Source organism: Butyrivibrio hungatei NK4A153 (assembly GCF_000424465.1).
Taxonomy (GTDB): domain Bacteria; phylum Bacillota; class Clostridia; order Lachnospirales; family Lachnospiraceae; genus Butyrivibrio; species Butyrivibrio hungatei_A.
Genome location: NZ_KE384196.1, coordinates 158529 through 171237, shown reverse-complemented (window position 1 = coordinate 171237; position 12709 = coordinate 158529). Strand labels below are relative to the sequence as shown.

Genomic DNA, 12709 nt, shown 5'->3' with positions numbered 1-12709 from the left:
GCTTTAAAGTTCCTTCCTGCACTACTCGAAGTTTACCAAAACCACTACCTCGGCGCAACATTGTGGTCACAACGCTTTAAAACTTGTATATACAACTTACGTTTAATCGGTGATAAAATACATATATTATCTCAAGCTTATTATAAAGGGGAGCAATCATGGATAACCCAAAATCAACATCGCTTAAATATCAGCAAATAGAGGAAGAACTAAAGCAACTCATCCTGGAGGAAAAGATAAAACCCGGAAAAAAAATGCCGTCCGAGAACGTGCTTACCGCAAAGTATGGCGTAAGCCGTCAGACAGTCAGAAAAGCCATCTCCAACCTGATAAATGAAGGCTTTGTATATGCGGTTCAGGGAAGCGGCACTTACTGCTCCGATGCTTCAAGATTTAAAAAAGACTCAAAGGATATCGCCGTTGTGATGACGTACCTTTCGGACTACATTTTCCCGAAAGTCATAAGCGGTATCGATTCCGTTCTTTCTGAAAACGGGTACAGTATTGTGCTCAAAAATACAAACAACTCAAGGACAAGAGAAATAAAGTGTCTGGAAGAGCTTATTGAAAAAAATATCGACGGCATAATCATAGAACCCAGTAAGAGTAACGTTTTTTGCAAGCACAAGTATCTGTATGACAAGCTTGATTCTTACGGAATCCCCTATATCTTCATTCAGGGCGCATACTCCGTTATGGAAGACAAACCGCATGTCATCATGAATGACGAGAAAGGCACATATCTTTTGACAGAGCACCTGATCAATCTTGGACACAGGAATATCCTCGGGGTATTTAAAAGCGATGACACGCAGGGGCAAAACAGGCACAAAGGTTATGCCAAGGCTCTCGCCAAAGCAGGAATCACATATGATCCGGAAAATGTCATATGGTTCTACACAGAAGACAGAGCCGTGCACCCCTACACCACTCTGCAGAAGATGATCAAAAGCGGTAAAAAAGTCGACGCCATCGTAGCCTACAACGATCAGATAGCCTTTCACCTCATCAAAGCTATACGCGAGCTCGGCCTTAAGGTTCCTGAGGACATTTCAATCACAGGATATGACAACTCGCAAACTGCAAGTAACACAGACATTACCCTCACAACCATAGCCCACCCCCAGCAGGAACTCGGCAAGATTGCCGCAGAGGCACTCCTTAAAATGATCCACGGCGAAGAAGTCGACAAAACAATTGTCATAGAACCCAAGCTCATCGTTGGCAACTCCTGCAAAAGCATGTAAAAATTAACCCCTAAACGGTAACCCGCACAGAATGTTTACAACTTGACCACTCGTACGTACAAGTTTGAAAATCAGATTATAACGTATTGTCTTTTTTGTGAGAAGGGAAAGCAATACATGGGGTAATAACGCTATATTTTTAAGGAGGGTTACACATGATCAAAACAAAGTCATACAAGTTTTGGTTTTGCACGGGCTCTCAGGATCTTTATGGGGATGAAGTCCTGAGACACGTTGCCGATCATTCAAAAGAAATTGTTGAAGAGCTCAACAAATCCGGAATGTTACCGTACGAAGTTGTATGGAAACCGGTTCTTATAACAAACCGGCTCATCAGACAAACTTTCAACGAGGCAAATGCTGACGAAACATGCGCAGGCGTCATCACATGGATGCACACATTTTCACCTGCAAAGTCCTGGATAATCGGACTTCAGGAGTTCAGAAAGCCTCTCCTTCACTTGCACACTCAGTACAATGAAGAAATTCCTTACGATACAATTGATATGGACTTCATGAACGAGAACCAGGCTGCACACGGCGACAGAGAATACGGTCACATCGTCAGCAGAATGCGTATTGAGCGCAAGGTTATCGCAGGATATTGGAAAGACACCGAAGTAAGAAGCAGGATCGCATCCTGGATGAGAACCGCTGTCGGCGTCATGGAATCAAGCCACATCAGAGTTATGAGAGTTGCCGACAACATGAGAAATGTTGCGGTTACAGAAGGTGATAAGGTTGAAGCTCAGATCAAGTTTGGCTGGGAAGTTGATACTTATCCCGTAAATGAAATTGCAGACAGCGTAGCAGCTGTAAATGCTGCCGACGTAAGCGCACTGCTCGATGAATATTATGACAAGTACGAGATCATTCTCGACGGAAGAGATCCCGATGAATTCAAGAAACACGTAGCCGTTCAGGCTCAGATAGAACTTGGTTTTGAGAGATTTCTTGAGGAAAAGAACTATCAGGCAATCGTAACTCACTTCGGAGACCTCGGTTCACTCGGCCAGCTTCCCGGACTTGCAATCCAGAGACTTATGGAAAAAGGCTACGGATTTGGCGCAGAGGGTGACTGGAAAGTTGCCGCAATGGTTCGTCTTATGAAGATAATGACCGCAGGCATGAAAGACGCTAAGGGTACTTCAATGCTTGAGGATTACACATATAACCTTGTAAGAGGAAAAGAAGGAATACTCGAAGCTCACATGCTTGAGATATGCCCTACTATCGCAGACGGCCCTATCAGTATCAGGGTTAAACCTCTTTCAATGGGTGACAGGGAAGATCCCGCAAGACTTGTATTTACATCAAAAGAAGGAAAGGGTGTTGCCACATCACTTGTTGACCTCGGAAACAGATTCCGTCTTATTATCAACGAAGTTGAATGTAAAAAGACAGAAAAGCCCATGCCTAATCTTCCGGTTGCAACAGCATACTGGACACCGTATCCGGATCTTTACACAGGTGCTGAAGCATGGATTCTTGCAGGCGGCGCACACCACACAGCATTCTCTTATGACCTCACAGTAGACCAGATGGCTGACTGGGCTGAGATCATGGGAATTGAATCTGTAATAATTGATAAGAACACTTCTATACCGGCGTTTAAGAGAGACCTTAAACTCGGTGAAGTATTCTATAGATAACCCCACAAACCTCTTTTTTTCAGGGAAATACCGACCATTACAGTATTTCCTTAACCACTTCGCGGGATGCGCAAAAACGCTTCATCAGCGCTTCCCAAAATTGCACGACTTATGCAAAAGGCTGACGCTTAGGTACCCCCATAGCGTCAGCCTTTTGCTTTATTAAATTAATTCTTTGTCCTTATAGTTATGGCTTTCTCGATAACAGATACATCCGTTTCCTTGTAGGATCCGCCATATTCGCCGTCCAAAGTCCATTCTACTTCTTCCGAAGCCTTGAACGTAACATGCTTAACCTGCTTATATGTAAGGTACGGGTTATCGGGCTGCTTCATCGCAAGTGCCGAGATTATTGAATTAAATTCAGCAAGATTCTTGGGCGCGTGTATAAGAATAAGCTCCATCTGTCCGTCATCCTGCTGTATCAGCTCATCTCCAAAGAGCGTCATTCCCGCAACAGATGATGAGTTGCTCACTGCTCCGAAAACGTAGTCACCGCTCTCTTTTACTCCGTCCGCTTCAATTTCCATATGACAGCTGTATCCGATATTCTGCGGAAGTTCTGCAACCGCACTGAGTAAGTATGCCGCATAACCAAGAACATTTTTAAGTTCCTGATCCGTTGCATAACTTACTTTAGAAAAAGCTCCGAACGCCGCAACATAATTAAAATACGTGCCATTCATCTTTCCTACATCATACTTGAACGGCTTTCCGTCTACCGCGGCCTCGATTGCCCTTGCTCTGACTCCCGGTATTCCCAGTCCCTTTGCAAAATCATTGGTACTTCCCGCCGGTATATACGACAAAACAGGCTTATTGCACATACGCATTATTGCATTTACAACATGATTGAGCGTACCGTCTCCGCCGCTGCACAGTATGGCGTCAACACGACCGTCATACTGATAAATGATAGTTTCCGAGGTAATATCATCCTCAGGCAAAATAGGGAATACAACCGGCTCATATCCTGCCTTCGCAAACCTCGTAACTATGTCCAAAGTATAATTTCCTGCTTTTCCAACCCCCGCAGTTTTATTTATCAAAATAAGAACTCTTTTCTCCATATGCGTTACCCCCGTTGTATCTTTATTTCTTTTTGTATGTCCTGTACGTATATGTTATGTCGAAATAAACCTGTTCCTCACTCTCTTCTACAAGTTCCCAGGCAGTGTTTTCATCAAGATTAGGGAAAAAACTGTCTGCCTGATATTCCTTATCGATAAAAGTGACAATCGCTGTATCACACTCATCAATAAATTCATTATACACGCTTGCTCCACCAATGATAAATATATCATCAGAAGGAACACCTTTTAAAAGCTCAGCAAGCTCTTCCTTATTGTGCGCAACAACAGCATCCTTTACTTCATAGTCTTTTCTTGTTGAAAGGATAATGTTATTTCTTCCGGGAAGCACTACCCCTCGAGGAAAAGTCTCAAGAGTCTTACGACCATACACGATAGTCTTTCCCATTGTTAAATTCTTAAAATTCTGCTGATCGGCTCTGATGCTCACCAAAAGGCGTCCCTGATATCCGATTGCCCAATTCTTATCCACTGCTACTATTGCTTTCATATTCTCCTCCAAAATAGAAGGGCTGCAAAATATTGCAGCCCTCATAGTCTATTATTTTATTACTTTACAGTAAGTGAATCCCATGTATCAGCCGGAACAAGTGTGATATATGTCTTACCAGTGTTGATCTGAATCTCTTCACCCTTATCGTCATAGTACTTAGTTACATGTGTCTCTCCGTCCTTAACCCATGTAATGTCCTTGGCAACACCGTTTGTGATATACCATCCGGGCTGTCCTGCTGCGATACAGTTATAAATAAGATAACCGTGATCATCATACTGATGGAAATCACATTTCTGGATAATTACGTTCTTGAAGCTGAGAGGTTCATTGTCCTCAGCATCCTCATGACGTGATCCATACTCATAATACTCATATTCTTTAGTCTGATCGTTGTACTTAAGAGTTGAAGTATTATGCCAGAAAGGAAGTGCAATCTCTGTTGCAGGATATGTTCTGTCATATACTTTTGTAAGGTCTACTTCTTTGCCATAAGGAGCAAAGTTGAAGTGACTACCGTCATTCTTATACTCAGTGTATGTTTTTGAATATCCTGTTTTGCTTGCTGTATTTGAGAAGTTCTCATCAAGATCTCCCTTGCAAACATACTCTGTAAATTCTCTGGGCTTTCCGTTCTTTACTCTGGAAAATGTGCCTGAGAAATGCTGTGCCCAAGGATTCTTCAAATACTCATCGATATAGAAAGGTCCGCCGTCATGGCAAAGTACCGCATTCCACTCAGCTGCAAGAAGAATATTAGTAGGACGTGTACTTCTTACGCTTCCCATCTGTTCAATCTTATCCCAGTCCTTAACGATACACATAAGTCTGGTAATTCTGTCATTCTGTGTGCTGTTCATAAGCTCATAAACAACGTCTGCTTCCGATGTTCCGAAATGAGGAAGCGCTGTCTTCTCATTATCAACCATTACAGCGACGGGACGCTGATCTTTAAGTTCTTCACTGATAGGCTCACCTGTGATCTCACTGAGGTACATTCCTTCAGGAACTTCAAAGTTCTCTGCCTCTTCTGTAGAAGCCTCTGAAGAAGCCTCAGTTGTAACATCCTCAACCGAAACTGAGAGTGATGAATCATCAGCTCCCTTATCTTTTCCACAAGCTACAACGGAAAAGGCCATAGCTGTGCACATTGCAATCGCAATAAATTTTTCCCTTTTTTTCATAGTAAACATCTCCCAATTTTTCTTAACTAATTAAGTCAATGCAATTATTTTACCAAATATCGCCTATTTTTTCCACAAAGAAATTATGATATGCTATTTGAAAGGGGGAAACGCCATGAAACTTACCTTTATCGGCGCTGACCACGAAGTAACGGGCAGTTGCCATTTACTTTCCGCTTGTGGAAAAAATATTCTTATAGATTACGGAATGGAACAGGGCAAAGATTATTTCGAAAATGTTCCGATTCCCGTTTCAGCTCCCGAAATCGATTATGTATTTCTCACCCACGCTCACGTGGATCATTCGGGAAATCTTCCTCTTTTATACGCCAAAGGATTCAGGGGAAAAATATACTCAACCGACGCAACCTGCGATCTGTGCAACATTATGCTCAGAGACTGCGCACATATTCAGATGCAGGAAGCCGAATGGCGTAACAGAAAAGCTAAGCGAAATAAAGAAATAACGCGGATGGAGCCCACCTATTCCATGGAAGATGCAGAAAAGACGATCAAGTCTTTTATCCCATGTAAATACGGAGATGAGATATCTGTCTGCGACGGTATAAAGATACGCTTCACCGACATCGGCCACCTTCTCGGTTCGGCCAGCATTGAAGTATGGATTACGGAAAAAAATATCAGCAAGAAAATTGTCTTTTCCGGCGACATCGGAAACAAAGATCAGCCACTGATAAAGAATCCACAGCTTACAGATTCCGCAGACTATGTTCTGATAGAATCAACCTACGGTGACAGACTGCACGGAACTGAGAAACCCGATTACATAAAAGAACTGTCGGAAATTCTTGACAGAACTTTTGCAAGAGGCGGAAATGTTGTCATCCCCTCTTTTGCCGTCGGAAGAACTCAGGAAATGCTATACTTTATCAGGAAAATAAAAAAGGACGGACTCGTAAGATCCTTCCCGAATTTCCCGGTATTTGTAGACAGTCCGCTCGCCGTTGAAGCAACTGAGATATTCGATGAAAACCGCTACGAATGCTACGATGAAGAGGCTATGGAACTTGTAAAGCGCAAGATAAATCCCATAACTTTTCCGGGACTTAATCTTGCCATCACAACAGAAGAATCACGAGCCATCAACGAGGATCCTGAGCCAAAGGTTATCATCTCTGCATCAGGCATGTGCGAGGCAGGCCGTGTAAGGCACCACTTAAAGCACAACCTCTGGCGTGAAGAATGCACGATTTTGTTTGTCGGCTACCAATCGATCGGCACAACGGGAAGAACTATCATTGACGGCGCCGAACAGATAAAACTCTTTGGCGAAACTGTTGATGTCAAGGCAGATATCTGCAAGCTTGAAGGACTTTCGGGACATGCCGATAAAAACGGACTTATTGAATGGATAAACGGATTTAGCAAAAAGCGTCCCAAAAAAGTATTTGTCGTACACGGTGAAGACAGCGTATGCAACTCTTTTGCCAAACTCCTACGAGACGAGTACGGATTCGATACATATGCACCTTACAGCGGAACCGAGTTTGACCTTGTGTCCGGAACATTCATAAAAGAAGCTGTTCCCATTCCCAAGAAGACAAAGGAAGCCACTCTCGTATCCGATGTCTATGCAAGACTCAAAGCAGCCGGTGCAAGACTTGTCGGCATAATCGCAAAGAGCGAAGGCATGACAAACAAAGATAAAGCAAAATTTGCAGATCAGATAATCGCATTATGCGACAAATGGGGAAAATAACGTTATATAAATTTAGGAGGAACGGTATGTCAAAAGCCGATGAAATTTTTATTTCCATGTGCAACGATATCATGGAAAACGGAACATCAACAGAAGGCGAGAAGGTTCGCCCCCACTGGCCGGACGGAACTTCCGCTTATACCATAAAGAAATTCGGTGTCGTGAACAGATACGATCTTTCCAAAGAGTTTCCTATCATGACTCTCAGAAAAACCGCACTTAAAAGCGCAACCGACGAGATACTTTGGATCTACCAGAAAAAGAGCAACAACATAAACGATCTTCACAGCCATATCTGGGATGAATGGGCCGATGAAACAGGCTCAATCGGAAAAGCCTACGGCTACCAGATTGCTCAAAAAAGCATATACAGAGAAGGCGAGTTCGACCAGATCGACAGAGTCATCTATGACCTAAAAAACAATCCATTCAGCAGACGTATCATGACAAACACTTACGTGTTCTCAGATCTTCACGAAATGAACCTGTACCCATGCGCTTACAGCGTAACTTACAATGTCACCCAGAAAAAGGGCGAAGACAGACTTACGCTCAACGCTGTACTCAATCAGCGCTCACAAGACGTGCTTGCCGCAAACAACTGGAATGTTGTTCAGTATGCAGTTCTTGTTCATATGTTGGCTCAAGTCTGTGATATGAACGTCGGCGAACTTGTACACGTTATCGCAGATGCGCACATCTACGACAGACACATTCCTCTTGTAAAAGAGCTTATTAAGAGAACTCCTCTTCCCGCTCCTAAATTCACATTAAATCCGGACATAAAAGATTTCTACGAATTTACAAGAAATGACGTGTCACTTGAAAACTACGAGGTTGCCGGAGAGCAGCTCAAAGACATTCCTATTGCAATCTGACGAGGCTGACTTAAACTAATGGACAATTTTGCAAGTTTCCGCAAATTATCAGGAAACACACTAAAAATAATAGCTTGCGTGACAATGCTTATAGACCACATAGGTGCAGCTATAATTGCTCCACTGGTAGAAGATGACATTTTACCCGTGGGGATGTCTTTTGATACCCTTAACACGATATATAAGGCGATGAGATTTATAGGAAGGACTTCTTTCCCTCTCTTTATCTTTCTCATCGCAGAAGGATTCCTACATACTTCAAGCAGACTAAAATACGCAATTAGTCTGCTTGTTTTTGCATTAATATCAGAGATTCCTTACGACTATGCCTTTTACAGCGGACTACATCTTGAAAACAATAACGTATGCATAACTCTTTTTATTGCGCTTATCACGTTATGGAGTGTAGATGCCGTAAGTAATTATTTTCAAAAAAAGAATCTGAATGCCACTTATGCAATGGTCGCAGGCATCATCATTATCCTGCTCACATCCGGCGCTGCCGCTTTCATGCAGAGTGACTACAAATGCTATGGGGTCTTTCTTGCAGTGATATTCTGCTTCTTTAAGCCTCTTTTCCCTTTAAATGTACTTGCCGCATATTTTGTTATTGCTTCATACAACACAGAATGGCAAAGCTTTCCCGCCTTTCTCCTCATATGTCTGTATAATCAAAAACAAGGTAAAAAGCTTGGCAGATATAAATATCTGTTCTACGCTTTCTACCCTGTTCATCTCATCATTTTATACGTGATAAGGCTCCTTATCGCCGGTGCACTTTCAAACTGATTCAATTACCTGCAATGCCAGCCATAGCTTCCTGTGCTGCAGCAATATTCGTTGTAGACAGAGTATATGTCTGCAACATATCCGTTGAAAATCTGACAGTATTATACTTATCTACGGTAACAACCGCATATTCCGTATAACCCGAATCCTTATCTCCGGTAAGTATATAGACCTCATCGCCCTTTAATACATCCATCTCAACTTCAACGGTAGCCTTGTTTGGCAATAGATCATTCTGATTAAATGATATCTCATATGTTCCCGGATAAAATGAATCCGTATCTTTTGTTATCGTTCCGCTGTATGGGAGCATCTCATCATTATCGTCTTTAACCGTTACCCTCTGAGTAAACCTGCTGTTTGTAGACAAATCTGCAACTATTTCTTCGTCGCTATTGGAAGCATCATCCTTTTTTTCATCGACGCCCAAATACTTAAGAAGTGTTTCTTCTGCGGCATAGTATGCATCTTCGTTATCAGCTGCCTGCTGATTCGAACCGTGTCTGTTATAAACATGCAGACATACGGCTGACAAAACAGCTACAAATACCACAGCAAGAACAATAACCACCCATCTTGCTCTTTTCATCTTCACCTCAAAACAAACTTTATACTTTTTTAACCTTTATTTCACAGAATAAACTAAAGTTTATCACAATTTGGACACAGATTCCAATAGATTTTTTCAAAAATATTGCAAATTTTATTCAATTTCTCTACAAATGCCTTATCTACGCCATGTTTTAGGTTTCATGATAATAAATATCGGCAAAAGTTCGAGTCTTCCCGCCAACATATCAAACATAAGAACCAATTTGGACAAAGCAGAGAACTCTGAATAATTGCCCATGGGACCTACCATTCCAAGTCCGGGTCCTATATTGTTAAGAGTAGCCGCAACTGAGGTTACTGTGGTCTGAAAATCAAAATTATCAAGTGCAACGATTATTGTTGAAACAATAAATGTCATAACATACAGGCCAAGATACGCAGAAACAGACTTGACCGTGGTACCTTCAACCGTATGTCCGTCCATATATACTCTCTTGATAGCTTTGGGATGAACAATAAAGTTAAGTTCATTCCTAAAGTTCCTTACTACGATAATGGCTCTCGAGAATTTGAAACCACCGCCCGTCGAACCGGCACACGCTCCGACAAGCGACAAGATACACAGGATCATCTTGGAAAACATCGGCCACTTGTCAAAGTCAAGTGTTCCGAAACCTGTCGTAGTCATAACGGAAACAACCGCAAAGAGCGAATGGTGGAACGAAAGTCCTGCGTTATTAAGAACTCCCGCTCTGTAAATATTCACAGCAATAAGTGCCGCCGCTATAAACATTGTTCCGAAGTAGAATTTTACTTCGTCTATTGCAAAAGCCTCTTTCGGCTTCTTGTTCAAAAGAAAATAGTAAACGGTGAAGTTTACTCCGCAAAGTGCCATGAATACAATGATTATGGCCTGGCTTAATACGGAATATCCGCCCACACCGGCGTTATTAACAGCAAATCCGCCTGTACCAACGGTTGAAAAAGATATTGTTATCGCATCGTAAAGCGGCATTCCCGAAAGGAACAGGCATATGATCTCAACAACCGTGATTCCGAAATATATAAGATAAAGAATTTTAGCAGTATCTTTTACCTTGGGAACAATCTTACCTACAACAGGCCCCGGGCTTTCCGCACGCATAAGGTGCATACTGTAGCCGTCCGCCATCGGAACGATTGCAAGAAGGAATACCAAAACTCCCATTCCACCGATCCAGTGAGTAAATGTCCTCCAAAACTGTACACTGTATTCGATACCGTCAAGACTCGTGAGAATACTTCCTCCGGTTGTCGTAAGACCTGATATTGTCTCAAACACAGCATCAATGTAATTGGGAATAGCTCCGGTAATAACAAAAGGAACCGCGCCCAAAAGACTCATAAGTATCCATGCCACGGCCGTAATGGAAAAGCCTTCTTTTGCATAGATAACCTTGTTTGAAGGTTTTTTACGAGAGCCAATGACTCCGACAATCATGGCAACTGCCGCAAGCGCCAGGAAAGACACTGCGCTGTCGTATTCCTTATAGATTATTGCCACCACGAACGGCAACATAAACAGACATCCCATGACTCTCATAAGTCTGAAGAGAATGTATCTGATCATTGAATAATTCATTTTTTAGTTCTCCAAAATATCATTTATGTCTTTTAATCCTGTTTGTGTCGTAACAACGATAACAGAATCTCTGTCCTTTATCACACTTGCACCTGTTGGAGATATGATCTCTCCGTAGTGATTAATGCAGGCAATAAGAATACCTTTCTTAAGATTAAGCTGTGCAAGAGGAACTCCTATTACAGGGCTTCCGTTTCTGACAATAAACTCAAGTGCTTCTACACGCTCATCGTTGAGCTTGTAAAGTGTCTCGATATTACTGTCTTGGGAAGCAGACATTCCTCTTACGAACTGAACAATCCTGTCCGCCGTAATATTCTTGGGATAGATGACACTTCCTATATCAAGTGAACCGATTATATCGCCATAATTTACCCTATGAACCTTGGTAATGATCTTTGCCTTGGGATTTATGCTCTTAACATACATTGAGAGCATAATATTCTCCTCATCAAGATTTGTAAGAGCTACAAAAGAACCGACAGAAGTAATACCCTCTTCAAGAAGCATATCTTTGTCTGTTCCGTCTCCGTTTATTATAAGCGCCTGAGGAAGAAGCTCTGAAAGCTCCTTGCATCTTACAGGGTCTTTTTCAAAGAGCGTAACTTTGATTCCGATAGACATGAGCTCTTTTGCCAGATAAAAACCTGTCTCTCCTCCGCCTACGATTATCGTCGAAGGAACCTTTGCTGTCGGAAGCCCGAGCTTTCTAAAGAAAGCAAGTGTATTTCTGCCGGATCCGAAAATTGTTATCTCATCCCCTGCCCTTAATATAAAGTTACCATCGGGAATGAATACTTCATTGTCACGTGATACCACGGAGATAATGACCTGTTTCTTAAGGTCGTCGGGGATATCTTTCAAAGCCTTATCGCAAATTCTTAGATTCTTGGTAACGATAAACTTTACGAGCTCCGCTCTTCCCCTTGAAAAAGTTTCAACCTTCGTTGCAGACGGGAACTTAAGAAGTCTGTCCGCTTCTCCCGCCGCCGCTTCCTCGGGATTGATTACCATTGAAAGACCAAGTTCTTCTTTGATGAAATTGATCTCTTTTTTATAGATCGGATTACGAACTCTGGCTATTGTATGGCAGTTACCTGCTTTCTTTGCTATAAGACAGCAAAGAAGATTAAGTTCATCCGACTCCGTAACAGCAATCATAAGATCCGCCGACTCAATACCTGCGTCCTTCATTATGGAATAGCTGGCACCATTACCCACTATTCCCATGACATCATAACTGTTAACCACATACTGAAGAACATTGCTGTTCTCCTCTATGACCGTTATATCATGTCCCTCCTTGCTAAGTTGTTGAGTAAGCGTCTGGCCGACATTTCCACAGCCAACTACTATGATTTGCATATAATTCCTCCATATAAAAGACTAAAAGGTTGCTCCAACAAAAAAACCTGAGCAACCTCTATTATTATATTGTTTAATCAGATAATAATCAACCTGCGCAAAAAGCGCTAAAACATG

11 protein-coding genes are annotated in these 12709 nt (G+C 42.2%); 5 read left to right on the top strand and 6 right to left on the bottom strand.

Going from position 1 to position 12709, the window contains the following annotated elements; genetic code table 11:
* Positions 1–158: 158 nt before the first annotated feature.
* The gene (locus tag G628_RS0113765; protein WP_026667230.1) at positions 159–1247 is read left to right on the top strand and encodes a GntR family transcriptional regulator; all 1089 of its coding nucleotides are present in this window, start codon (positions 159–161) and stop codon (positions 1245–1247) included.
* A gap of 155 nt (positions 1248–1402) precedes the next feature.
* Positions 1403–2899: an L-arabinose isomerase gene (gene araA, locus G628_RS0113760; protein WP_026656869.1), complete on the top strand. Its 1497-nt coding sequence runs from the start codon at positions 1403–1405 to the stop codon at positions 2897–2899.
* A gap of 167 nt (positions 2900–3066) precedes the next feature.
* Here the strand turns inward: araA and G628_RS0113755 are convergent, their stop codons facing one another.
* Genes G628_RS0113755 through G628_RS0113745 form a run of 3 tightly spaced genes read right to left on the bottom strand, consistent with a single transcriptional unit; the run spans position 3067 to position 5667 of the window.
* Entirely contained in the window at positions 3067–3969 is a 903-nt protein-coding gene (locus tag G628_RS0113755) for a diacylglycerol/lipid kinase family protein (RefSeq protein WP_026656868.1), read from the bottom strand.
* Between the two features lie 22 nt (positions 3970–3991).
* Positions 3992–4480 (bottom strand): dihydrofolate reductase, encoded by a 489-nt coding sequence (locus G628_RS0113750; protein WP_026667229.1) that lies wholly within the window; start codon positions 4478–4480, stop codon positions 3992–3994.
* A 59-nt stretch (positions 4481–4539) separates the two neighbouring features.
* Complete coding sequence (locus G628_RS0113745; protein WP_081670739.1) at positions 4540–5667, bottom strand: DUF3048 domain-containing protein; 1128 nt, start codon at positions 5665–5667, stop codon at positions 4540–4542.
* A gap of 115 nt (positions 5668–5782) precedes the next feature.
* On the opposite strand from G628_RS0113745, the gene G628_RS0113740 reads away from it, so the two are divergent.
* Genes G628_RS0113740 through G628_RS0113730 form a run of 3 tightly spaced genes read left to right on the top strand, consistent with a single transcriptional unit; the run spans position 5783 to position 9054 of the window.
* The gene (locus G628_RS0113740; protein WP_026656865.1) at positions 5783–7387 is read left to right on the top strand and encodes an MBL fold metallo-hydrolase RNA specificity domain-containing protein; all 1605 of its coding nucleotides are present in this window, start codon (positions 5783–5785) and stop codon (positions 7385–7387) included.
* Between the two features lie 26 nt (positions 7388–7413).
* Positions 7414–8265 (top strand): thymidylate synthase, encoded by an 852-nt coding sequence (gene thyA / locus G628_RS0113735; RefSeq protein WP_026656864.1) that lies wholly within the window; start codon positions 7414–7416, stop codon positions 8263–8265.
* An 18-nt stretch (positions 8266–8283) separates the two neighbouring features.
* Positions 8284–9054 (top strand): TraX family protein, encoded by a 771-nt coding sequence (locus G628_RS0113730; protein WP_026667226.1) that lies wholly within the window; start codon positions 8284–8286, stop codon positions 9052–9054.
* A 1-nt stretch (position 9055) separates the two neighbouring features.
* Here the strand turns inward: G628_RS0113730 and G628_RS0113725 are convergent, their stop codons facing one another.
* From G628_RS0113725 to trkA, 3 genes are all read right to left on the bottom strand, one after another.
* Positions 9056–9643 (bottom strand): hypothetical protein, encoded by a 588-nt coding sequence (locus tag G628_RS0113725; RefSeq protein WP_026656861.1) that lies wholly within the window; start codon positions 9641–9643, stop codon positions 9056–9058.
* A 138-nt stretch (positions 9644–9781) separates the two neighbouring features.
* Complete coding sequence (locus G628_RS0113720; RefSeq protein WP_026667225.1) at positions 9782–11227, bottom strand: TrkH family potassium uptake protein; 1446 nt, start codon at positions 11225–11227, stop codon at positions 9782–9784.
* Positions 11228–11230: 3 nt separating this feature from the next.
* Positions 11231–12592, bottom strand: coding sequence for a Trk system potassium transporter TrkA (gene trkA, locus G628_RS0113715; protein ID WP_026656859.1), 1362 nt, complete (start codon positions 12590–12592; stop codon positions 11231–11233).
* Positions 12593–12709: the final 117 nt, after the last annotated feature.